13 protein-coding genes and 2 tRNA genes are annotated in these 22,884 nt (G+C 58.6%); 4 read left to right on the top strand and 11 right to left on the bottom strand.

What is annotated here, in order from left to right:
• Window positions 1–93 precede the first annotated feature (93 nt).
• A tRNA-Tyr gene (locus ACOT1A_RS01900) sits at window positions 94–178 on the top strand.
• 34 nt (window positions 179–212) lie between these two features.
• A tRNA-Tyr gene (locus ACOT1A_RS01895) sits at window positions 213–297 on the top strand.
• Window positions 298–508: 211 nt separating this feature from the next.
• On the opposite strand, the gene narI is transcribed toward ACOT1A_RS01895, so the two are convergent.
• From narI to ACOT1A_RS01870, 5 genes are all read right to left on the bottom strand, one after another.
• A complete protein-coding gene (narI, locus tag ACOT1A_RS01890; RefSeq protein ID WP_022648359.1) occupies window positions 509–1,186 on the bottom strand; it encodes a respiratory nitrate reductase subunit gamma in 678 nt (225 codons plus the stop codon).
• Window positions 1,186–1,896 carry a nitrate reductase molybdenum cofactor assembly chaperone gene (narJ, locus tag ACOT1A_RS01885; RefSeq protein ID WP_022648360.1) on the bottom strand — a complete coding sequence of 237 codons (711 nt, stop codon included), beginning with the start codon at window positions 1,894–1,896 and terminating at the stop codon, window positions 1,186–1,188. The genes narI and narJ overlap by 1 nt, the downstream gene beginning before the upstream one ends.
• The gene (gene narH, locus ACOT1A_RS01880; RefSeq protein WP_032624103.1) at window positions 1,893–3,428 is read right to left on the bottom strand and encodes a nitrate reductase subunit beta; all 1,536 of its coding nucleotides are present in this window, start codon (window positions 3,426–3,428) and stop codon (window positions 1,893–1,895) included. Before narH ends, narJ begins: the two co-directional genes overlap by 4 nt.
• Complete coding sequence (locus ACOT1A_RS01875; protein WP_421625501.1) at window positions 3,425–7,168, bottom strand: nitrate reductase subunit alpha; 3,744 nt, start codon at window positions 7,166–7,168, stop codon at window positions 3,425–3,427. The genes narH and ACOT1A_RS01875 overlap by 4 nt, the downstream gene beginning before the upstream one ends.
• Before the next feature lie 381 nt (window positions 7,169–7,549).
• Window positions 7,550–8,947 carry a NarK family nitrate/nitrite MFS transporter gene (locus tag ACOT1A_RS01870; RefSeq protein WP_022648363.1) on the bottom strand — a complete coding sequence of 466 codons (1,398 nt, stop codon included), beginning with the start codon at window positions 8,945–8,947 and terminating at the stop codon, window positions 7,550–7,552.
• 309 nt (window positions 8,948–9,256) lie between these two features.
• Here ACOT1A_RS01870 and narX point away from each other — a divergent pair, with 309 nt between their 5' ends.
• Window positions 9,257–11,053: a nitrate/nitrite two-component system sensor histidine kinase NarX gene (gene narX, locus ACOT1A_RS01865; RefSeq protein WP_276169791.1), complete on the top strand. Its 1,797-nt coding sequence runs from the start codon at window positions 9,257–9,259 to the stop codon at window positions 11,051–11,053.
• Window positions 11,046–11,696, top strand: coding sequence for a two-component system response regulator NarL (gene narL / locus ACOT1A_RS01860; RefSeq protein WP_003856701.1), 651 nt, complete (start codon window positions 11,046–11,048; stop codon window positions 11,694–11,696). Before narX ends, narL begins: the two co-directional genes overlap by 8 nt.
• Before the next feature lies 1 nt (window position 11,697).
• Here the strand turns inward: narL and ACOT1A_RS01855 are convergent, their stop codons facing one another.
• From ACOT1A_RS01855 to ACOT1A_RS01830, 6 genes are all read right to left on the bottom strand, one after another.
• Entirely contained in the window at window positions 11,698–13,116 is a 1,419-nt protein-coding gene (locus ACOT1A_RS01855) for a YchO/YchP family invasin (RefSeq protein WP_063199345.1), read from the bottom strand.
• A 174-nt stretch (window positions 13,117–13,290) separates the two neighbouring features.
• The gene (locus tag ACOT1A_RS01850) at window positions 13,291–15,768 is read right to left on the bottom strand and encodes a molybdopterin-dependent oxidoreductase (RefSeq protein ID WP_368958401.1); all 2,478 of its coding nucleotides are present in this window, start codon (window positions 15,766–15,768) and stop codon (window positions 13,291–13,293) included.
• On the bottom strand, window positions 15,765–19,751 hold the full coding sequence (nirB, locus tag ACOT1A_RS01845) for a nitrite reductase large subunit NirB (protein WP_276169793.1): 3,987 nt from the start codon (window positions 19,749–19,751) through the stop codon (window positions 15,765–15,767). Before nirB ends, ACOT1A_RS01850 begins: the two co-directional genes overlap by 4 nt.
• Before the next feature lie 12 nt (window positions 19,752–19,763).
• A complete protein-coding gene (locus ACOT1A_RS01840) occupies window positions 19,764–20,552 on the bottom strand; it encodes an ABC transporter ATP-binding protein (RefSeq protein ID WP_022648368.1) in 789 nt (262 codons plus the stop codon).
• A 9-nt stretch (window positions 20,553–20,561) separates the two neighbouring features.
• A complete protein-coding gene (gene ntrB, locus ACOT1A_RS01835) occupies window positions 20,562–21,440 on the bottom strand; it encodes a nitrate ABC transporter permease (protein ID WP_022648369.1) in 879 nt (292 codons plus the stop codon).
• Window positions 21,441–21,442: 2 nt separating this feature from the next.
• A complete protein-coding gene (locus tag ACOT1A_RS01830; RefSeq protein ID WP_276169794.1) occupies window positions 21,443–22,690 on the bottom strand; it encodes a CmpA/NrtA family ABC transporter substrate-binding protein in 1,248 nt (415 codons plus the stop codon).
• Window positions 22,691–22,884 lie beyond the last annotated feature (194 nt).

Raw genomic sequence — 22,884 nt, 5'->3', positions numbered from 1 at the left:
TTTTCCTAAAGGAATGCTTTACAGGGGCGTCTCATTTGATATGATGCGCCCCGCTTCCAGCAGGAAGCAGGCCAGTTAAAAGCATTACCCCGTGGTGGGGTTCCCGAGCGGCCAAAGGGAGCAGACTGTAAATCTGCCGTCATCGACTTCGAAGGTTCGAATCCTTCCCCCACCACCATCTCCAGCTTTACTTCAAAATATGAATTACCCCTGGTGGGGTTCCCGAGCGGCCAAAGGGAGCAGACTGTAAATCTGCCGTCATCGACTTCGAAGGTTCGAATCCTTCCCCCACCACCATCACTTCCAGATTCTTTAGCACTCTCCAAAAGCACAATGCTCCATGGTTCTCCCATGCGGGGAAAGATGAGAAGCTTCGACCAGGGTTCGATCCGAGCATAGTGAATTCCGTAGGCCGGGTAAGGCGCAGCCGCCACCCGGCATCCGCACGAAACCCTGGTTCCAGGACAAAAAAAACCCCGCAAATGCGGGGTTGTATCAATACAGCGAATCAGCGACGAGCACGCACGATCTGATATTTGCGCGTCAGGTACTCCACCGGCGCACTCCAGATGTGCACCAGGCGAGAGAACGGGAACAGCACAAACAGGGTCATACCCAGCACCAGGTGAACGCGGAAGATGAACGCCACGCCGTCCAGATGCTCAGAGGCACCACCGCGGAAGGTCACGACAGACTGCGCCCATCCCACCAGCTTCATCATCTCGCTGCCGTCCATATGCTGCGCAGAGAATGGAATGGTCAGCAGACCCAGCGCACACTGCACCATCAGCAGGGAGAGGATCAGGATGTCCGCTCCGGTCGTGGTAGCCCGCACGCGTGGGCTGAACAGACGGCGTTTCAGCAGCAGCAGCCCACCCACCAGGGTCATCACGCCGCAGGCACCACCGGCGAGCATCGCCATCTTCTGCTTCACTTCAATCGGCAGCCACGCTTCGTACATCCAGTGCGGCGTCAGCATCCCCAGGAAATGACCGGCGAAAATACCCAAAATCCCGATGTGGAACAGGTTTGACGCCAGGTTCATCCCTTTACGATCCAGCATCTGGCTGGAGGCAGCACGCCAGGTGTACTGGCCATAGTCATAACGCAGCCAGCTTCCCACCAGGAACACGGTGCCCGCGATATACGGGTAAATGTCAAAGAAGAACATATTCAGGAAGTGCATTAGTGCTGTCCTCCGTTAGAGATATTCAAATATTGCGGAGCCACCGCTCCGGCAAAACGACGCTGATGCGCGGAGATTTCAGATTCGCCACAGCTCTGGTCAGCAAAGAATTTCACCTGTTCTTCTTCCCAGACGGCATCCAGTGCTTGTGGGGTGTCGTCACGGGCTTCATCCGCAATTTTTTCCGCCACTTTTTGACTGTCAACCGAGGCGTTAGCCAGTTTCACCAGCAAATCGAACAGGACTGCATAATTGCTCTCACGTTGCTGGAGACGTGCGCCGAGCAACGCCAGAATGGGAGCGATGTCCTGCAACCCGCCCAGCGCTTCCTCTTTCGGCAGCTGCGCCAGATATTCCAGGTACAGAGGCAGGTGATCCGGCAGCTCGCGGCTGTCGAGTTGCAAACCGTGCTGCTCGTACTGGGCCATCAGATCCACCATCGCCTGACCACGGTCGCGGGATTCACCGTGAACGTGTTCGAACAGCAATAGAGACGTGGCACGACCACGGTCAAACAGCTGGCTGTAGTCCGCCTGCGCATCAAGAAGATCGCGCGCCAGCAGGTCGCGGAGGAAAATGCCCAGCGTCTGGGCATCCTCTTTATCCAGGTTTTCAGATGACGCGAGTGCATCAAAGAGTTCCTGTTGATGCTGCACAAGCGCAGCATCAGGGTACTCGAGCAGACGCGAAACAATGACGAGTTCAATCATTGGTGCGGCTCCGTTTTGCTGGTCACATCCATCGCGTCGATGCGGCGGCTGTTGAACAGGTTGAATTTGCTGTCTGACCCGTGGCAACCGTCGCCAAAGGTAAAGCCACACCCACTTTTCTCCGGGAAGGCCTCGCGAGCCAGCTCGCGGTGACTGCTCGGCACCACGAAACGATCTTCGTAGTTAGCGATTGCCAGATAGCGGTACATCTCCTGCGCCTGCGCTTCGGTCAGGCCGACCTCTTCCAGCGCGCGGGTATCGTTAACGCCGTCAACGGTTTCCGCACGTTTGAAGTGACGCATCGCCAGCATACGTTTCAGCGCCAGCAGCACCGGCTGGGTATCCCCTGCGGTGAGCAGGTTGGCCAGATACTGAACCGGAATACGCAGGCTTTCCACGTCCGGCAGAATGCCGTTGCTGCCCAGTTCACCTGCGTCAGCCGCAGACTGAATCGGAGACAGCGGCGGCACGTACCAGACCATCGGCAACGTGCGGTATTCCGGGTGCAGCGGCAGCGCCAGCTTCCAGTCCATCGCCATTTTGTACACCGGGGACTGCTGTGCGGCGTCAATCACGCTCTGCGGAATACCGTCTTTCAGCGCCTGCTCGATCACCTTCGGATCGTTCGGATCGAGGAAGACGTCCAGCTGACGCTGATACAGATCTTTCTCGTTCTCGGTGCTTGCGGCATTTTCAATCGCATCCGCGTCGTACAGCAGCACGCCGAGGTAGCGGATACGCCCTACGCAGCTCTCTGAGCAGACGGTCGGCATACCGGCTTCGATACGCGGGTAGCAGAAGATACACTTCTCAGACTTACCGCTCTTCCAGTTAAAGTAGATTTTTTTGTACGGGCAGCCGGTGATGCACATACGCCAGCCGCGGCACTTGTCCTGGTCGATCAGCACAATGCCATCTTCTTCACGCTTGTAGATGGCGCCGCTTGGGCAGGTCGCCACGCACGCCGGGTTAAGGCAGTGTTCGCACAGGCGCGGCAGATACATCATGAAAGTGTTTTCGAACTGGCCGTACATCGCCTTCTGCATGTTCTCGAAGTTCTGGTCTTTGGCGCGTTTTTCGAACTCGCCGCCCAGAATTTCCTCCCAGTTTGGACCGCTGGTAATTTTGTCCATGCGCTTACCGGTGATCAGCGAGCGAGGACGGGCGATCGGCTGGTGTTTGCTTTCCGGCGCGTTGTGCAGGTTCTGATAGTCGTAATCAAACGGCTCGTAGTAATCGTCGATGCCCGGCAGATGCGGGTTAGCAAAGATTTTACCGAGCAGCATCGCACGGTTACCCATGCGCGGTTGCAGTTTGCCGTTGATTTTACGGATCCAGCCACCCTTCCACTTCTCCTGGTTTTCCCAGTCGGTCGGGAAGCCGGTGCCCGGCTTACTTTCCACGTTGTTGAACCAGGCGTACTCCATACCTTCACGGCTGGTCCAGACGTTTTTACAGGTGACTGAGCAGGTATGACAGCCGATGCATTTATCCAGATTCAGCACCATGCCGACTTGTGAACGAATTTTCATTTTACGCTCTCCTGTACCTGGTCATTACCTTCGCCATCTAACCAGTTAATATTCTTCATCTTACGTACCACCACGAACTCATCGCGGTTTGATCCTACAGTGCCGTAGTAGTTAAAGCCGTAGGCCAGCTGGGCATAGCCGCCGATCATATGCGTCGGTTTCGGCGTAATACGGGTCACAGAGTTGTGAATACCGCCGCGCTGCTCGGTGATCTCTGAACCCGGCAGGTTAACGATACGTTCCTGCGCGTGGTACATCATGGTCATCCCGGCTGGTACACGCTGGCTCACCACCGCACGTGCCGTCAGGGCACCGTTGCTGTTGAACACTTCGATCCAGTCGTTATCTTCGATACCCAGATCTTTGGCGTCCGCTTCGCTCATCCAGACAATCGGCCCCCCGCGTGACAGCGTCAGCATCAGCAGGTTGTCGCTGTAGGTGGAGTGGATACCCCACTTCTGGTGCGGCGTCAGGAAGTTCAGCGCCTTCTCAGGGTTACCGTTTGATTTCGCCCCCATCACCGCTTTCACGGAGCGGGTATCGATTGGCGGCCGGTAAACCAGCAGGCTTTCACCAAAGTCACGCATCCACTGGTGATCCTGATACAGAGACTGACGGCCAGAGAGCGTGCGCCATGGGATCAGCTCGTGAACGTTGGTGTATCCGGCGTTATAGGACACATGTTCATCTTCGAGGCCAGACCAGGTCGGGCTGGAGATAATCTTGCGCGGCTGAGCCTGAATATCGCGGAAGCGGATTTTCTCTTCTTCTTTATTCTTCGCCAGATGCGTATGGTCACGGCCGGTAAATTCACTCAGAGCCGCCCACGCTTTCACCGCCACGTGGCCATTGGTTTCCGGTGCCAGGGTCAGGATCATTTCCGCTGCATCAATTGCCGTGTTCAGCATTGGCTGGCCTTTGGCCGGGCCGTCTGCTTTGGTGTAATTGAGCTTGCGCAGCAGGTCCATTTCGCTCTGGGTGTTCCAGGCGATGCCTTTACCGCCGTTACCGATCCTCTCCATCAGCGGACCGATAGAGGTAAAGCGCTCGTACGTTGCCGGGTAATCACGTTCAACCGGAATAATGTGCGGCGCGGTCACGCCCGGGATCAGGTCGCATTTGCCTTTTTTCCAGTCCTTCACGTCAAGCGGCTGCGCCAGTTCGGCAGCGGAGTCGTGCTGGATTGGCAGCGTCACCACGTCGGTCTCTTTGCCCAGGTGCCCTACACAGACTTCGGAGAATTTCTTCGCGATGTCTTTATAGATTTCCCAGTCGCTTTTTGATTCCCACGCCGGGTCAACGGCCGCAGACAGCGGATGAATAAACGGATGCATATCCGACGTATTCATGTCGTCTTTTTCGTACCAGGTGGCGGTAGGCAGCACGATATCGGAGTACAGGCAGGTACTGGACAGACGGAAGTCCAGCGTTACCACCAGATCCAGCTTGCCGTCCAGACCGTTGTCTTTCCATTCAACTTCTTCTGGCTTCACACCGCCCTGCTTGCCGAGATCCTTACCCTGAATACCGTTTTCGGTACCGAGCAGGTATTTCAGCATGTACTCATGGCCTTTACCGGACGAACCCAGCAGGTTGGAGCGCCAGATGAACAGGTTACGCGGATGGTTTTTGCCGTTCTCAGGCTGTTCTGCCGCAAAACGGATTGAGCCATCCTTCAGCGATTTCACGGTGTAGTCCACCGGTGACATGCCCGCTTTCTTCGCCGCTTCCGCAATGCGCAGCGGGTTAGTGCCCAACTGCGGTGCAGACGGCAGCCAGCCCATGCGTTCAGCGCGCACGTTGAAGTCAATCAGGTGGCCGCTGTAGCGGGATTTATCCGCCATCGGCGACAGCAACTCCTGCACGGTCACCGTCTCGTAGCGCCACTGGCTGGAGTGGTTATAGAAGTAGGAGGTGCTGTTCATGTGACGAGCCGGACGCTGCCAGTCAAGGGCAAACGCCAGCGGCTGCCAGCCGGTCTGCGGACGCAGTTTTTCCTGGCCCACGTAGTGCGCCCAGCCGCCGCCGCTCTGCCCGACGCAGCCGCAGAAGATCAGCATGTTGATCAGGCCGCGATAGTTCATATCGAGGTGATACCAGTGGTTCAGACCGGCACCGACGATGATCATGGAGCGACCGTGAGTTTTGTCTGCGTTTTCCGCAAATTCGCGGGCGATACGGGTGATATGGGCGCGTGGCACACCGGTGATCTGCTCCGCCCAGGCTGGTGTATAAGCCTTCACGTCGTCATAGCTGGTCGCGCAGTTTTCGTCGTTCAGACCGCGCTCCAGGCCATAGTTCGCCATGGTCAGATCGTAGACCGTAGTGACCAGAGCGGTAGAACCGTCCGCCAGTTGCAGGCGTTTAACCGGCAGTTTGTGCATCAGAACGTTTTGCAGCTCAACCTTGTTGAAGTGCTCGGAACCTTCACCACCAAAGTACGGGAAGCCGACATCGGCGATTTCGTCCTGGCTGCCCAGCATGCTGAGGCGAAGTTCTGTCTCTTCACCCGTGGTGCCGTTACGCTGTTCCAGGTTCCATTTGCCTTTTTCGCCCCAGCGGAAGCCGATAGAACCGTTTGGCGCCACCAGCTCGCCGTTGCTGTTGCAGGCGACCGTTTTCCACTCCGGGTTGTTTTCCTGACCCAGCGCGTCCACAAGATCCGCAGCACGCAGCATACGGCCAGCGGCGTAATAGCCGTCACGCTCTTCAAGCATCACCAACATTGGCATGTCGGTGTAGCGACGCACGTAATCGGTGAAATACTGGCTTGGCTTGTCGAGGTGGAATTCACGCAACATGACGTGGCCCATCGCCAGCGCCATGGCGGCATCAGTACCCTGTTTCGGTGCCAGCCACAGGTCGCACAGTTTGGCGATTTCGGCGTAGTCCGGGGTCACGGCAACGGTTTTGGTCCCTTTGTAACGTACTTCGGTAAAGAAGTGCGCATCAGGGGTACGGGTCTGCGGAACGTTAGAGCCCCAGGCGATGATGTAGCTGGAGTTGTACCAGTCAGCGGACTCCGGCACGTCGGTCTGTTCGCCCCAGGTCTGCGGCGACGCTGGCGGCAGGTCGCAGTACCAATCGTAGAAGCTCAGGCAGGTACCGCCGATAAGTGAAAGGTAGCGCGCGCCGGAGGCGTAAGAGACCATCGACATTGCCGGGATTGGCGAGAAGCCTGCCACGCGGTCAGGACCGTAAGTTTTCACGGTATAGACGTTGGAGGCCGCAATCAGCTCGTTCACCTCTTTCCAGGAAGAACGAACGAAACCACCGCGACCACGCGCCTGTTTGAAGCTTTTCGCTTTGTCGGCGTCCTCGATGATGGAGGCCCAGGCATCAACCGGATCGCTGTGCTGCACTTTCGCTTCACGCCACATTTTCATCAGGCGTTTACGCATCAGCGGGTATTTCAGACGGTTGGCGCTGTAGAGATACCAGGAGTAGCTGGCCCCACGCGGGCAGCCGCGCGGTTCATGGTTCGGCATATCCGGACGGGTACGCGGATAGTCGGTCTGCTGCATTTCCCAGGTCACCAGACCGTTTTTAACGAAAATCTTCCAGCTACATGAGCCAGTGCAGTTTACACCGTGGGTAGAACGGACAACTTTGTCATGCTGCCAGCGTTGACGGTAACCGTCTTCCCAGTCCCGGTTGGTATCCAGAACCTGGCCGTGCCCATCGGCAAAAGTTTCACCCTTCTGTTTGAAGTAGCGAAACCGGTCCAAAAATTTGCTCATCGGGTATCTCCTGTGTGGAGCCTGTGGCTCTCTAAATCGACATTGCTGATTTGCAGCGAAGGTAACGCTATGAAAGATGGTGAGAATTGATAACGATCAAGACGGAGGGGGTCTCTGAGGGGGGGTATTAGATCAAATACCACCAAAGCGGTAGCTGTTAATATTTTTTAACTTAATGATTTATATGGATATATTTTATTTATCGTACAATAAGCGGAGCAAAATTTAACATCTTAGGTATTAAGGGGTAGAGACACCTGTAAAGCGATGGCGATCACAGCGTTACCTGCGTGCGACTACGGGAAACGCTATTAGTATGTTGTAACTATTAAGCGATTAAAAAAAGCGCGGCACTCAGGCCGCGCAAACGGATAATCAAGCTTACTTGTTTTTCTTGGTATTACGGCCATATACCAGCCAGGTGATGACCACACAGGCGATATAGAAGACGAGGAATACCTTCATCGCACCCGCCGGAGAGCCGGTCAGATCCAGTGAGATACCGAACGCTTTTGGAATAAAGAAGCCGCCAATCGCGCCAATCGCAGAGATAAACCCAAGCGCCGCAGCGGTATCGGTGGCGGCTTCACGCATCGCCTGCTCGTCGCTCCCGCCCTGCGCTTTCACGCGGTCCATGGTCAGCTTGCGGAAGATGACAGAGATCATCTGGAAAGTAGACGCACTGCCCAGCCCGGCGGTCAGGAACAGCACCATGAAGACGCCGAAGAAGGCAAAGAAGTTACCTCCCTCACCACCCGCAGGCAGCGTCAGGAACAGCAGCGCACAGAAGATGGCCATCAATACAAAGTTCACCAGCGTAACGCGCGTTCCGCCCAGACGGTCGGAGATCATCCCGCCCAGCGAACGTGCCAGCGCGCCAATAAACGGACCGAAGAAGGCAAACTGAAGGATCTGTACGTCCGGGAACTGGGTTTTCGACAGCATGGCAAAGCCTGCGGAGAAACCGATGAACGAGCCGAAGGTCGCCAGATACAGCAGTGCCATTACCCACAGGTGGCCACGTTTCAGAACCGGCAGCTGCTCGCTCAGGGACGCTTTGGACGCGGACAGGTCGTTCATGAAGAACCATGCCGCCAGGGTAAAGACCACCAGGAACGGTACCCAAATCCAGGAGGCATTTTGCAGAAACAGCACTGAACCGTCGGGCTGCGTCACACCGCCGCCGCCAAACGCTGCAAAGATGGAGACCGAGATCGCCAGCGGAGCAATCAGCTGCATCACGCTCACGCCCATGTTACCCAGACCGCCGTTAATGCCCAGCGCACCACCCTGCTTCGCTTTCGGGAAGAAGAAGCTGATGTTTGCCATACTGGACGCAAAGTTCGCCCCCGCAAAGCCGCACAGCAGAGAGATAATCACGAACACGCTAAACGGTGTAGAGGTATCCTGCACCGCAAAACCGAGCCACACGCACGGCACGATCATGATCCCGGTACTGAAAGCCGTCCAGCGACGACCACCAAAGACCGGCACCATAAACGCGTAAGGAACGCGCAGCAGTGCGCCTGAAAGCGACGGCAACGCAGTCAACATAAACAGCTGATCGGTGGTAAAGGTAAAGCCCACTTTTGGCAGGTTAACCGCAACCGCACTGAACAACATCCAGACGCAAAACGCCAGTAACAGACATGGCACGGAAATCCACAGATTACGACTTGCTATACGGTGGCCGCGCTGTTGCCAGAACGCCGGATCCTCTGGACGCCAGTCTGTAATAACGGCACCAGTTTCCCTTTCGGGAGCGGAAGAGTGACTCATAGACACCTCTGATTCTCGAATGATGCTGCAAACATTAGGGCTTTAGGGCGGCAGTAAGTTGATATAAATCAAAGGAAAAGTGGGAGGTTTTGCGGCGAAAAAAAAGCCATCACTCTTAATGAGTAGATGCAAAACGTAAAAAAGGTGTGGTTTTTCACGGTGCTGACGCATCCCTGCTTCGTCCACCCACTAACCGTTACCTCTCTGGCAATTTAGAGGTAATCCTTTATTGGTATGGGTATACTCCAGGGTATGCACCAGAATAGCGCCATTCCTGCAATCAGGTCACGTCAGGAGCCCGGCAACTCTATGTTAAAAAGATGTTTATCTCCGCTGACGCTGGTTAACCAGCTGGCGCTTATTGTTCTGCTGTCCACCGCTATCGGTGTGACCGGCATGGCTATTTCTGGCTGGCTGGTACAGGGTGTGCAGGGTAATGCGCATGCCATCAACGAGGCAGGCTCGCTACGTATGCAGAGTTACCGGCTGCTGGCGTCGGTGCCGCTGACGCAGGCTGACCAACCGCTTATCGACGAAATGGAGCGTACCGCATTCAGCCCTGAACTGGAAAGAGCCGCCATCCGTGACGGCCAGCAATCTCAGCTTAAGGCGCTTCAGGGCTACTGGCATACCCAGCTGGAGCCCGGGTTAAAGCAGGCGGAAGACCGGGAAACGGTCGCCCAGGATGTCGCCGGGTTTGTGTCACGCATCGATCATCTCGTCTCCTCGTTCGATCGCACCACAGAGTTACGAATTGACCGCGTAGTGATGGTTCACCGCGCAATGGCGCTGTTTATGGGTTTGCTGCTGATTTTCACGGTTATCTGGCTGCGCGCGCGGTTGCTTAACCCCTGGAAGCAACTCCTGGCGATGGCCCGCGCCGTCACACAGCGCGATTTTACCCAACGCACGCACATCAGCGGGCGCAACGAAATGGCGATGCTCGGCGAGGCGCTCAACACCATGTCGGCGGAACTATCTGAAAGCTACGCGGTACTGGAAAAACGGGTCCAGGAGAAAACCGCCGGGCTTGAGCAGAAAAACGAGATCCTCTCTTTCCTCTGGCAGGCGAACCGTCGCCTGCATATGCAAGTACCGCTTTGCGAGCGTCTCTCGCCGGTACTGAACGGCCTGCAAAACCTGACTCTGCTCCACGATCTTGAGCTACGGGTTTACGACGTTGAAGATGAGGAAAACCATCAGGAATTTACCTGTCAGTCGGACATCTCCTGCGACGATAAAGGGTGTCATCTTTGCCCGCGCGGCTTGCCGCCGCTTACCACCAGCGGCACGACCCTCAAGTGGCGGCTGATGGACAGCCATACCCAGTACGGTATTTTGCTGGCCACCCTGCCCGCCGGACGTCATCTGAGCCACGACCAGCAGCAGTTGGTCGATACTCTTGTAGAGCAGCTCACGGCCACGCTGGCGCTCGACCGTCACCAGGAGAAACAGCAGCAGCTGATCGTGATGGAGGAGCGCGCCACCATCGCCCGCGAGCTGCACGACTCCATCGCCCAGTCCCTCTCCTGCATGAAGATGCAGGTGAGTTGCCTGCAAATGCAGGACGAAGGCATGCCCGAGAGCAGCAAACAGCTGCTCAGCCAGATCCGCAACGAGCTTAACACCTCGTGGATTCAGCTTCGCGAGCTGCTGACCACCTTCCGTTTACAGCTCACCGAGCCGGGGCTACGCCCTGCGCTGGAGTCCAGCTGTCAGGAATTTAGTGCCAGGCTGGGCTTCCCGGTGAAGCTGGATTACCAGTTGCCACCGCGTTTTGTCCCCTCTCACCAGGCGATCCATGTGCTGCAAATTGCCCGTGAAGCCCTGAGCAACGTGCTTAAGCATGCCGAGGCGACGGCCGTCACGGTCACCGTCAGCTGCCAGGATAATCAGGTGAAGCTCAGGGTTCAGGATAACGGCCGCGGCGTGCCGGAAAATGCCGAACGAACGAACCATTATGGTTTAATCATCATGCGAGACCGCGCGCAAAGCCTGCGCGGTGATTGCCAGGTTCGCCGGGGAGAGTCAGGTGGCACCGAAGTCGTGGTCACCTTTATACCCGAAAAGCCCCTCATAACTGCTCAAGGAGAAAACCATGACTAATCAGGAACCGGCATCTATCCTGTTGATTGACGATCATCCGATGCTGCGCACTGGCGTTAAACAGCTTGTCAGCATGGCGCCCGATATCACCGTCGTCGGGGAAGCCAGCAACGGCGAACAGGGTATTGAACTTGCCGAATCGCTCGATCCTGATTTGATCTTGCTCGATCTCAACATGCCGGGCATGAATGGCCTGGAAACCCTCGACAAGCTGCGGGAGAAATCCCTCTCTGGCCGGGTGGTGGTCTTCAGCGTCTCAAACCATGAAGAAGACGTGGTCACCGCCCTCAAGCGGGGGGCAGACGGCTATCTGCTGAAAGATATGGAGCCGGAAGATCTGCTCAAGGCGCTGCAACAGGCTGCCGCAGGCGAGATGGTGCTGAGTGAAGCGTTAACGCCGGTACTGGCCGCCAGCCTGCGTGCGAACCGCGCCACATCTGACCGTGACGTCAGCCAGTTGACCCCGCGCGAGCGCGACATTCTGAAGCTGATTGCTCAGGGTCTGCCGAACAAAATGATCGCCCGCCGTCTGGACATCACCGAGAGCACGGTCAAAGTGCATGTCAAACACATGCTGAAGAAAATGAAGTTAAAATCCCGCGTCGAAGCCGCCGTCTGGGTGCATCAGGAGCGCATTTTTTAACTTACTCATCCGGCAGCAACTTCCACCGTGGATCGTCGGCAGGCATTGCGACGAGCGGTTGCACCACGGAAAGCGTGATCTCATTGGAGGAGACACGCTGCCCATCCTTATCTTCCACCACGGCCGTAAGCCGCCATTCGTTTTTCGTCCCTTCCGCGTCGTTCCAGGCGGGCATGATTATGCTCCAGCCATCGCTGCTGTTGCTGTTTGCCGGTGAGGTCAGGCTGAGCGCCTGGGTATCACCCAGCCAGTGGATCTGACGGATACCGTGCGTGCTGCGAATTTGCAGCTTCAGCATCACAGTTTCGCCTGGCTTAAGATCCCACGGCGGCGTGGCCAGATAGACCGAGAGGGTTTTACGCTGACGGAATTCCATCACGGGCAGATTATCACGCTCAGGTGAATCATAGCGGCTGCCCCGCAGCGAGCGCGTCGCCGCCACTTCCCCGGCGGAAAGCTGTTTCGCCAGCGGCACGCCAAAGCGATAGTTGAGCTTCAGCCCGAGGTTATTCTGGCTAACGCCGCTCTCCCCCTGCTTATGGGCAGCCGTCAGGGTGACCAGCGGAACGGGGGTATAGTTCAGCCCCAGGTTGACCGCAACCGGGTTGTGATACCCCGTACCGCTGTTAAACAGATCGACGTTATCGCCAAAATACTGTTCAAAGCTGACGCTGGTGTTCAGGTGATGAAACCAGGGAAGCCAGGCTTTGGCCGTTACGTCGTACCCGCGCGCCATGCGCTGCTCCCGGATGTCGGAACGCGGCTGCCAGCCAGCGAACGGCTGGTAGTAATTGGCCGACAGGCGAAGGTTTTCGCCCCACGCCTCTGCGCCCAGTCCGGCACGTTGCAGGTTGTCTTCCAGCAGGTTGTCGTAAAAGGTGTTGTAGCCCAGCAGCCAGTTTCCGGCAACCCAGCGCTGCCCGATCCCGACGTTGCTCACCAGCCCGTCTGTCTGCTGCGTCAGGCCAAGCTGGCTCCAGCTCAGATAGCGGGTGTTGTCGCTCCAGGGGATAAACCAGCTTCCGCTGCTGCCGTTAAAGTTACCGTCGTCATCCACCAGTACATTGACATTGGCGTTACCCCAGGGGGAAAGCCAGGATTCGATCTGCTCGTTGACTTCCCCGCTGACGGCATCCCGCACCTTGCCAAACGCGAACTGTCGCGCCTGCTGCCCGGCCGTCAGGCCGTTATCGATCATACTGGCTTCACCGAAGGCCTTTGCCATTTCAGCCAGGTGCTTTTCGCCTTCGGTAGTCGGTTGCGCCATACCGAGATCCGGCAGACTATCGCCGTTGTTATCAAACGGATTTTGCGCCTGCTGCACGAAGGATTTCGGCGCACCGTGAACGGCTCCAGCCGTAAAAAGGGGGAGTAACAGCAAAAAACGGATGCGGGACGATACAGCCTTCAACGTCGTCAATCAGAACCTGTGTTTATGAACAAACACTTATTATGTTAACGCCATAAGCCCTGAAAACCAGTCTTAACAGAAATTTCAGGAATATCCTGAACAGAATTGTCGGGTGGCGGCTTCGCCTTACCCGACCTACAAATTCGTGCCGGTGCGAAGCCGCCACCTGACGCCTTTACACTATTATCCCAACAGCCCTTTCAGCTCCGGCAGGCAGGAGCCGCAGTTCGTACCGCAACGCAGCTTCACGCCCAGCGCTGCGGCAGAATTACAGCCTCCGGCTATCGCCTTACGTATCGTATTTTCACCCACGCTAAAGCAGCTACAGATAATTCGCCCGGGATCGGCATCTTCGCCCGGCCGTTGTCCGTGCAGCAGCGCGTGGCGTTCAGCGAGTTGTACGGGCGCAGCAGCAAAGGCTTGTTCAATAAACGCATGCGCCAGCGCCGGCAGCGTATGGCCCTCCCAGTAGCCCAGCATCAGCTCGCCGTGATGCCAGGCGAGCACGCTGCTGCGTTCACCCGTCTGTGCCACCTGTAACTGCCAGCCCCGACCGCTGGCGTACGCCATGACCCACGACAGCAACGGCTGCTCCCCCGCCACCGTCAGACGTGAGGCTTTACGCCACCAGCATACCGACGGCGGCAGCGCTGGCAACTCGCGGGCATACAGCTCCCCCTGCCAGGCGGGTAGCCAGGGCAGGATCCTCACCGCGGTTTGTTTACTCTCCGGCTGGCCGGACCAGGCATCAACCCGTCCTTCCACCAGCGCGTTGACCTTCCCCTGCCGGGCAAACTGCGCGTTCCAGTGCATCGGCGCAAACAGCTCGCCCGCACGCTGTGCGGTAGAGATACGTACTCTGGCAACCATGACCCCGCGCGGGGAACTTATCCGCGCCAGCTGGCCGTCAGTCAGCCCCGCGCGCGCCGCATCGGTTGCGTTCATCTCAATAAAAGGCTCATCGATATGCTGCATCAGGCGCGGAACATACCCCGTGCGCGTCATGGTGTGCCACTGATCGCGGATCCGCCCGGTATTCAGTATCAAGGGGTACAATTCGTCGACGCCTGCCCCATGTGAGAAAGGATCAACCGGTACAAGATTTCTTTGCGGGAAATCACCGGCATGCCACTGATAAGGCGCCAGCTCGTCCCACGCCTCTCGCGACAGCGACGCCAGTTCGCGCAGGTTTAGCGCCCGTTCGCCGTTATTTTCAAACGCCGTCAGCGCCGCATGTTCACAAAATATCTCATGAGGGTGTTCCCAGGCGAAGGCATCGCCATAACCGAGCTGCTCTGCGATCCGGGCGATGATCCACCAGTCCGGTCTGGCCTCGCCCGGCGCAGGCAGAAACGCGCGCTGGCGCGAAATACGCCGCTCGGAATTGGTCACCGTTCCGTCTTTTTCGCCCCAGCCCAGGGCGGGAAAACGGATATGAGCAAACCGGCTGGTGTCCGTCTCCTGCATCACCTCAGATACTATGACCAGCGGGCAGGCTGCCAGGGCCTGGCACACCGCGTGGCTGTCGGGAAGTGACACGGCAGGATTGGTGCCCATGATCCACACCGCCTTCACCTCGCCGCGGGCAATCGCGTCAAACAGCTCTACCGCCATCAGCCCCGGCGTTTGTGCCAGCCGCTCGGTTCCCCAGAAACGCGCCACACGCGAAAGATCGTCCGGCTCGAAGTTCATGTGCGCCGCCAGCTGGTTCGCCAGCCCACCCACTTCCCGCCCGCCCATGGCGTTTGGCTGTCCGGTCAGCGAAAACGGGCCGCAGCCCGAACGGTTGAACTTCCCGCTGGCAAGATGCACGTTAATGATGGCGTTACATTTGTCGCTGCCGCTGGAGGACTGGTTGATCCCCATGGTGTAGAGCGTGATCGCGCGTGGCGCAGTGACAAACCAGTCGTAGAAGGTGCCAATCTCGTCTGAAGGCAGATCGCAAAACGCGGCCACGTGAGGAATCGGCCACTCGCCGCTACCCTGAATCAGATTGAGCAATCCCACAAACAGCCCGGCGTCGCTGCCGGGCTTAAGCGCCAGATGCAGGTCAGCGACATCGCAGGTGGCGGTTTTGCGCGGATCGATCACGACCACTTTCATCTGCGGGTTGCTGCGTTTTGCCTGCACCAGCCGCTGATACAGCACCGGATGCGTCCAGGCCGCGTTTGAGCCAACGAGTACCACCAGATCGCTGTTTTCCACGTCCTCGTAGCTGCACGGCACAATGTCTTCACCGAAGGCGCGTTTGTAGCCCACCACCGCTGACGACATGCACAGCCGCGAGTTGGTATCAATGTTCGCCGCCCCGATAAAGCCTTTCATCAGCTTGTTGGCCGCATAGTAATCCTCGGTCAACAGCTGGCCGGAGGCATAAAACGCCACCGCCTGCGGCCCCCATACGTTGATGATCTTCCGTAGCCGCTTGCCCGCTTCACCCAGCGCCTGCGGCCATGCCACCTCCATGCCGTCAACAACCGGGCGCAGCAGACGTCCCTGCAACCCCGTCGTTTCCCCGAGGGCAGATCCTTTTACGCACAGGCGACCAAAGTTCGCCGGATGAGTTTCATCCCCACGAACGCTTACCGCGCCATCTTCCACACTGGCGACCACACCGCAGCCCACCCCGCAGTAAGGGCACGTTGTACGGGTTTCCGTCATGAGGCCTCCGCACGCATCACCAGCTCTTGGCTTCCAACCCAAACCTTGCCGTTTTCAATTTTTACCGGCCAGGCGCGCACCACGGGTTCGCCGTTCTCCACCTGACACCCATCGCGCAGACGTATGCGCTGCTTGTAAAGCGGGGAAATCACCACCGGCTCGCCCGCTGCATCGCCAAGGATGCCGCGCGAAAGCACGTTCGCGCTGCTGCCCGGCTCCAGGTCGTCCAGGGCATAAACGGACGTTCCAAAGCGGAACAGCGCAATCGGTTTTCGGCCAAGCCGCGCGCCGATGCCCGCCTGCTCGGGGATATCATCGATGCCGCAAATTTCCTGCCAGCGCTTGCTCTCCGCCGCGGCAGGGACATTCACCGCGGTGCGGAACAGCGCCAGGCGATCAGGATCGTTGAGGGTGGTTTGCCATTCGCACTGATAGGTCTCCACCACCCGGGCCATCTCCTGCTCCAGCTCGTGGGCGATCCCCAGGCTGTCGTTGAGGATCACCTCGCGCAGATAGTCGAGGCCGCCTTCCAGATTATCCATCCAGGTACTGGTGCGTTGCAGACGATCTGCCGTGCGAATGTAGAACATCAGGAAACGGTCAACGGTGCGGATCAGCGTTTCGTCGTCCAGATCGCTGGCAAAGAGATCCGCGTGGCGCGGCTTCATCCCGCCGTTGCCGCACAGATAAAGGTTCCAGCCCTTGTCCGTGGCAATCACCCCCACGTCTTTGCTCTGCGCCTCTGCGCACTCACGGGTACAGCCGGAGACCGCCATTTTGATTTTGTGCGGCGCACGTAACCCCTTGTAGCGATGCTCCAGTTTGACCGCAAGGCCGGTGGAGTCCTGCACGCCATAGCGACACCAGGTCGACCCGACGCAGGATTTCACCGTGCGCAGGGATTTCCCGTACGCATGACCGGTCTCAAATCCGGCCTCCACCAGCGCCTGCCAGATTTCCGGCAACTGTTCGAGCGTGGCGCCAAACAGGTCAATACGCTGTCCGCCGGTGATTTTGCTGTAAAGGCTATAGCGTTTCGCAATCTGGCCTATGGCGATCAGCCCGTCGGCCGTCACTTCCCCGGCAGGCATGCGCGGCACGATGGAATACGTTCCGTCCTTCTGAATATTGGCAAAGTAGCGGTCGTTGGTGTCCTGCAGCGGCAGATGCGCCGGTTTCAGCAGGTATTCGTTCCAGCAGGAGGCCAGCACTGATCCCACCAGTGGTTTACAGATCTCACAGCCGTGCCCTTGTCCGTAACGGCTGATAAGCTGGTCGAAGGTGCGGATATGGTTGACGCGCACCAGGTGGTATATCTCCTGACGCGAGTACGGGAAGTGCTCACAGATATCTTTTTTCACCTCCACGCCCTGCTCCACAAGCTGGAACTCCATCACCTGCTTCACCAGCGCGCTACAGCCTCCGCAGCCGGTCGCCGCTTTGGTGCACTGCTTAATGGCGCCGATATCCGTTGCGCCCGCGCTTACCGCCTGGCAGATATCCCCTTTGCTGACGTTATGACACGAACAGATCTGCGCGCTTTCCGGCAGCGCCGCCACGCCCAGCGCTTTTGGCGTGCAGCCTGACGACGCGGGTAAGATCAGCGTTTCCGGCTCTTTTGGCAGACTGATGCCGTTAAGCATCATCTGCACCAGCGTGGCGTATTCGCTGGCATCGCCCACCAGCACGCCACCCAGCAGGGTTTTGCTGTCGTGACTGACCACAATTTTTTTGTAGATTTGCTGCGGCCCGTGCGTCCACTGGTAGCTCAGCGCCCCCGGCGTGCGCCCGTGGGCATCGCCAAATGACGCCACATCCACACCCAGCAACTTGAGTTTGGTACTCATATCCGCGCCGGTGAAGCGCTTCTCCTCACCCGCCAGCACAGCGGCGGCCACGCGCGCCATCTGGTAGCCCGGGGCCACCAGGCCAAAGATTTTCCCCTCCCACAGCGCGCATTCCCCGATGGCAAGCACGTCCGGGTCGGAGGTCCGGCAGCCGTCGTCAATACAGATCCCGCCGCGCTCGCCAATAGCCAGCCCGCTGCTGCGCGCCAGCGCGTCCTGCGGTCGAATACCGGCAGAGAAGACGACCATGTCCGTTTCCAGCTGTTCACCATCGGCAAAGCGCAGCACCAGCCCGTCGTCTGCGGTGGCAATCTCCGTCGTCGATTTACTGGTGTGTACCCCTACGCCCAGCGCCTCAATTTTCTTGCGCAGCATTGCCGCACCGTCGATGTCGAGCTGCACCGCCATCAGGTTCGGCGCAAACTCCACCACGTGGGTTTCCAGCCCTAGCTGCTTAAGCGCATTCGCCGCCTCCAGCCCCAGCAGGCCGCCGCCAATTACCACGCCGCGGCGAGAGCCTGCCGCATGGGCCGCAATGTTGTCCAGATCGTCGAGGGTGCGGTAGACAAAACAACCCGGCAGATCGCTGCCCGGAACGGGCGGTACGAACGGGTACGAGCCGGTCGCCAGCACCAGCTTATCCCAGTGGGTTTCATGGCCGCTGGCGGTACGCACAACGTGTGCATCACGATCGATAGCGACAATCTGCTGCGAGAGGCGCAGTTCAATGCCGTTATCGGCAAAGAACTCCCCCGCCACCAGCGAGAGCGAGTCCGCGCTGCGTCCGCCAAAATATTCCGACAGATGCACGCGGTCATAGGCGGCATAGCGCTCTTCGCCAAAAACAATAATCTGATACTGCTGATGCAAATTGCGGTTAACGCAGTCTTCGAGGAAATGATGGCCGACCATACCGTGCCCAACCACCACCAGAGTAGGTTTTGTCATAGCGTTCTGTCCTGCAACCTGCGGTTGCGTTGTGAAACGATCGAACAGCCAGTCCGCGTGGGCGGGCGCAGCCGTTGCCAGTAAATCGGTAAAGGTTGCCGCGCTGCGGCAGTCACCCAGCAGCAGCACGCCAGCCAGCGTCCCCTGATGGATCAGTAAACGTCGATAGTGACGGGTCAGCGGATCCCATGAACTCCATACCACATCGTCCGCCTGCGCCGTCGCGCGTCCGAGGCTGAACAGCTCCACGCCGGTCACCTTAAGACGCACGCCGTTGTCGGTCCGGGTAAACGGCGCGGTGATCTCCCCGGCCAGCCGCGCGGCGAGAATATCCGCCTGCGCCAGACAAGGGGCGACCAGGCCAAATGTCTGGCCGTCAATTTCACAGCACTCGCCGATGGCGTAGATATCCGGCACGGAGGTTTGCATCTGGTGATCCACCACGATGCCGCGCGCGCAGTGAATGCCGCTGGCTTTTGCCAGCGCAACGTTGGGTTGTACACCCGTGGCCAGCACCACGCGCGCGGCGGTGACGCTGTGCCCGTTGAGTAGCGTCACGCTCTTGCCGTTAATCGCCGCGATGCCAGAGGCGAATTCACAGCTAACACCCCGCGCCGCCAGCGCCTCTTCAAGCAGCAGTCCCGCCTGCTGATCCAGCTGCTGTTCCATCAGCCAGGGACCACGATGGATAAGCGTGACGTTGTCACCGTTGCGCGCCAGCGCTGCCGCTGCTTCCACGCCAAGTACGCCACCGCCCAGCACTACCGCCGGACCGGAGAGGTTCTGGATGGCGCGGGCCTCTGCCAGGGTGCGAAAGGTGAACACATGCGGCGCATCGCCGCCGGGGATCGGCGGCACTACAGGGGTAGACCCGGTGGCAAACACCAGCGCATCCCAGCCCAGCGTGCGAGCAGAGGTACGCACTTTACGCGCGTTAACGTCTACTGCGAGCACCGTTTCTCCTCGCAGCACCGTCACGCCTCGTGCCGTGTACCAGTCTTCATCGTGCAGACAGATGTGCTCCGCCTGCTTTTCACCACTCAGCACCGGCGAAAGCTGGATGCGGTTGTACGCCTGCTCCGGCTCGTCACCGATGACGGTGATAGCAAAACGACCGGGCACACGCCCGGTGAGCGATGCAATCAGCCGGGTTGCCGCCATACCATTACCGATAATGACCAGTCGCATCGTGCCCCCTCATTACGCCGCTTTCGGCTGTTTTTCGTAGAGGAAATGGAGGATCTGCTGGCGCATATGGTGATAGCGGCTATCGTCCGCCAGCTGCACCCGGTTGCGCGGGCGCGGCAGATCGACGCGCAGGATCTCACCCACGGTGGCCGCCGGGCCGTTGGTCATCATCAGTACGCGGTCAGAGAGCAGTACCGCCTCGTCCACGTCGTGAGTGATGAGCACGATGGTGGTGTTCAGCGCCTGCTGGATCTGCATCACCGAGTCCTGAAGATGGGCACGCGTCAGCGCATCGAGCGCGCCAAACGGCTCATCCATCAGCAGCACTTTCGGCTTCATTGCCAGCGCCCGGGCAATACCGACGCGCTGCTTCATACCGCCGGAGATCTCCCCGGGGCGCTTATTCAGCGCGTGGCCCATCTGCACCCGGTCGAGATTGTGCTCAATCCACTCTTTGCGCTCGGCCTTACTCATGGTGCGACGGAAGACCTGATCCACCGCCAGCGCCACGTTGTCGAAGCAGGTTAACCACGGCAGCAGCGAATGGTTCTGGAACACTACCGCACGCTCAGGCCCCGGCCCGGCGATTTCGCGGTTGTCGCAAATCAGCCCGCCTTCCGTCGGCAGCGTGATCCCGGCGATCAGGTTTAACAGCGTCGACTTGCCGCAGCCGGAGTGACCAATCAGACTGACGGTTTCGCCCTCGTGGATATCAAAAGAGACGTTTTGCAGTGCCAGAAACTCGCCGCTGGCGGTGGAAAAACGCTGGCTCACGGCCTGGACCTGAATTAAAGGTTTCATCTTCACTCCTTATTTTTCCTGCCAGCTAAAGCGACGGGCGATCAGCATCAGCCCCTGCTCCAGCAGCAACCCGACCACGCCAATGATGACGATGGCGATGAGAATGTTTTCGACGTTGAGGTTGTTCCACTCATTCCAGATCCAGAAGCCAATGCCTAAACCTCCGGTGAGCATCTCGGCGGCGACAATCACCAGCCAGGCAATGCCAATGGAGAGACGTACCCCGGTCAACACCGCAGGCAGCACGGCGGGGAAAAGAATGCGGCGCATGATGGTCCACTCTGAGAGTTGCAGCACCCGGGCCACGTTGAGGTAGTCCTGCGGAATACGGCGCACCCCTTCGGCGGTGTTAATGACCATCGGCCAGATGGAGCAGATAAAAATGGTCCAGCTCGACGCGGGCTCCGCTTTCTGAAACAGCAGCAGGCCGATAGGCAGCCAGGCCAGCGGGCTGACCGGACGCAGGAGCGCGATCAGCGGGTTGAACATGCGGGAGAAAAAGGTGAAGCGCCCAATCAAAAAGCCCAGCGGAATGCCCGCCAGCGCCGCCAGACCGAAGCCGATGGCGACGCGCTGCAACGACGCCAGCACGTTCCAGCCAATGCCCATATCATTTGGCCCGTCGCGATAAAACGGATCGGCAAACAGGGTCATGGCCGAATCAAGCGTGCTGAGCGGCGTCGGGAAACCTTTACTGTTTATCGCCGCCAGCTGCCAGAGCACCACCAGCAGACCGAGACCGAGCAGCGCCGGGATGACGCGCTGTAAAAACTCATTCATCCGACGCGTAAACGCTGGCGCACGACGGCGAACCTGTAGCGGAGGCAGGACAATCACTTCCCCGCTCTCTGACTTCTCTTGTGGTTGCGTATTTTGCAGATGCTGCATACTCAGGCCCCTTTACGGTGAATGGCGAAGCGGTTGGCGTACCCTTCCGGATCGGTGCCGTTCCAGACGGTGCCGTCCATCAGGGTACTGCTGCGATACGGTGCTGACGGTGTGGACATGCCGCCCACGGCGGTCGCGGCATCCTGCCAGACCGCGGTCTGGTTAATGCGCTGTGCGATGCCCGCATAATCTGGCGCGGCGTTGAGCAAACCCCAGCGGCGGAACTGGGTTAAGAACCACATGCCGTCGGAGAGATACGGGTAGCTCACGGCACCCTCATTGAAGAAACGGATCGGGTGCGCATCCTGCCAGCGCTGACCGAGCCCGTTGTCGTATTCGCCGAGCATGCGTCCGGTGAGGTACTGTTCCTTGCAGTTGAGCCATGCGCGGCGCGAGAGGATCTGCGCGGTTTCACGTTTGTTTTCCGCTGACGCCTCGATCCAGCGCGCGGCTTCCATCACGGCGCTCACCAGCGCCCGTGCGGTGTGCGGATTTTTCACCACCCAGTCGCGTCGGGTGCCGAGGATCTTTTCCGGGTGATCGGCCCAGATGGACTGTGACGTGGCGGCGGTAAACCCGATGCGGTCGTTAATCGCCCGCGCGTTCCACGGCTCGCCGACGCAGAACCCGACCATGTTGCCGATGCGCATGTTCATCACCATCTGTGGCGGCGGGACCACCACAGTGCGCACGTCGTCAAACGGGTTAATGCCCGCACTGGCCAGCCAGTAGTAGAGCCACATAGCGTGTGTCCCCGTCGGGAAGGTATGCGCGAAGGTGTAGGTTCCCGGTGCCTGCTGTGTAATCAGCTTTTTCAGCCCGTCGAGATCACGAACGCCCTTCTCCGCCAGATCGCTGGAGAGCGTAATGGCCTGACCGTTCTGGTTGAGAGTCATCAGGTTCGCCATCTGCTGCGGCTTGCCCGCGATACCCAGCTCCAGTCCGTACAGCAGGCCGTAAAGAATGTGTGCGGCGTCCAGCTCCCCCGCCACCAGCTTGTCGCGCACCGCCGCCCAGCTCGCCTCTTTAGTAGGTACAATGGTAATGCCGTGTTTTTTATCGAACCCTTTCAGGGCCGCGATAACCACTGGCGCGCAATCGGTCAGGGGGATAAACCCGATACGCACGGTATCCTGCTCCGGCTTATCTGACCCCGCCGCCCATGCGGCCTGCATGACACCCGGCAACAGCAACGCACCACTCGCCAGCATGCTGGCCTGCAATAACCGCCGTCTCGACAAATCCGCCATAATTGCTCCTGAAAAAAGGCAAAAAAAAGCGCCCGACGGTGCTGAAGCACCGCTGGACGCCTTTATCCCGAAGACGTATGCACCGCCGTTGGCGCATCGTCAAAAATAGTTAATCTGTTAATGCAAAGGTGATGCCAGCTTTTTAACCCCGGCGTTACGGGGTTTCTGCAAGGAGAGCGCTGTTTTACGCACCT

Origin of the sequence: Enterobacter cloacae complex sp. SYL003, assembly GCF_049236925.1 — a bacterium.
Taxonomy (GTDB): Bacteria; Pseudomonadota; Gammaproteobacteria; order Enterobacterales; family Enterobacteriaceae; genus Enterobacter; species Enterobacter intestinihominis.
The sequence above is the reverse complement of the archived record's forward strand: the minus strand, read 5'-3'. Positions and strand labels throughout refer to the sequence as shown.

What these genes read in the sequence shown, in the direction of transcription:
- narI (WP_022648359.1), bottom strand. Translation starts at nt 1,186, where the DNA reads ATGCACTTCCTGAATATGTTCTTCTTTGACATTTACCCGTATATCGCG.
- narJ (WP_022648360.1), bottom strand. Translation starts at nt 1,896, where the DNA reads ATGATTGAACTCGTCATTGTTTCGCGTCTGCTCGAGTACCCTGATGCT.
- narH (WP_032624103.1), bottom strand. Translation starts at nt 3,428, where the DNA reads ATGAAAATTCGTTCACAAGTCGGCATGGTGCTGAATCTGGATAAATGC.
- ACOT1A_RS01875 (WP_421625501.1), bottom strand. Translation starts at nt 7,168, where the DNA reads ATGAGCAAATTTTTGGACCGGTTTCGCTACTTCAAACAGAAGGGTGAA.
- ACOT1A_RS01870 (WP_022648363.1), bottom strand. Translation starts at nt 8,947, where the DNA reads ATGAGTCACTCTTCCGCTCCCGAAAGGGAAACTGGTGCCGTTATTACA.
- narX (WP_276169791.1), top strand. Translation starts at nt 9,257, where the DNA reads ATGTTAAAAAGATGTTTATCTCCGCTGACGCTGGTTAACCAGCTGGCG.
- narL (WP_003856701.1), top strand. Translation starts at nt 11,046, where the DNA reads ATGACTAATCAGGAACCGGCATCTATCCTGTTGATTGACGATCATCCG.
- ACOT1A_RS01850 (WP_368958401.1), bottom strand. Translation starts at nt 15,768, where the DNA reads ATGACGGAAACCCGTACAACGTGCCCTTACTGCGGGGTGGGCTGCGGT.
- nirB (WP_276169793.1), bottom strand. Translation starts at nt 19,751, where the DNA reads ATGCGACTGGTCATTATCGGTAATGGTATGGCGGCAACCCGGCTGATT.
- ACOT1A_RS01840 (WP_022648368.1), bottom strand. Translation starts at nt 20,552, where the DNA reads ATGAAACCTTTAATTCAGGTCCAGGCCGTGAGCCAGCGTTTTTCCACC.
- ntrB (WP_022648369.1), bottom strand. Translation starts at nt 21,440, where the DNA reads ATGCAGCATCTGCAAAATACGCAACCACAAGAGAAGTCAGAGAGCGGG.
- ACOT1A_RS01830 (WP_276169794.1), bottom strand. Translation starts at nt 22,690, where the DNA reads ATGGCGGATTTGTCGAGACGGCGGTTATTGCAGGCCAGCATGCTGGCG.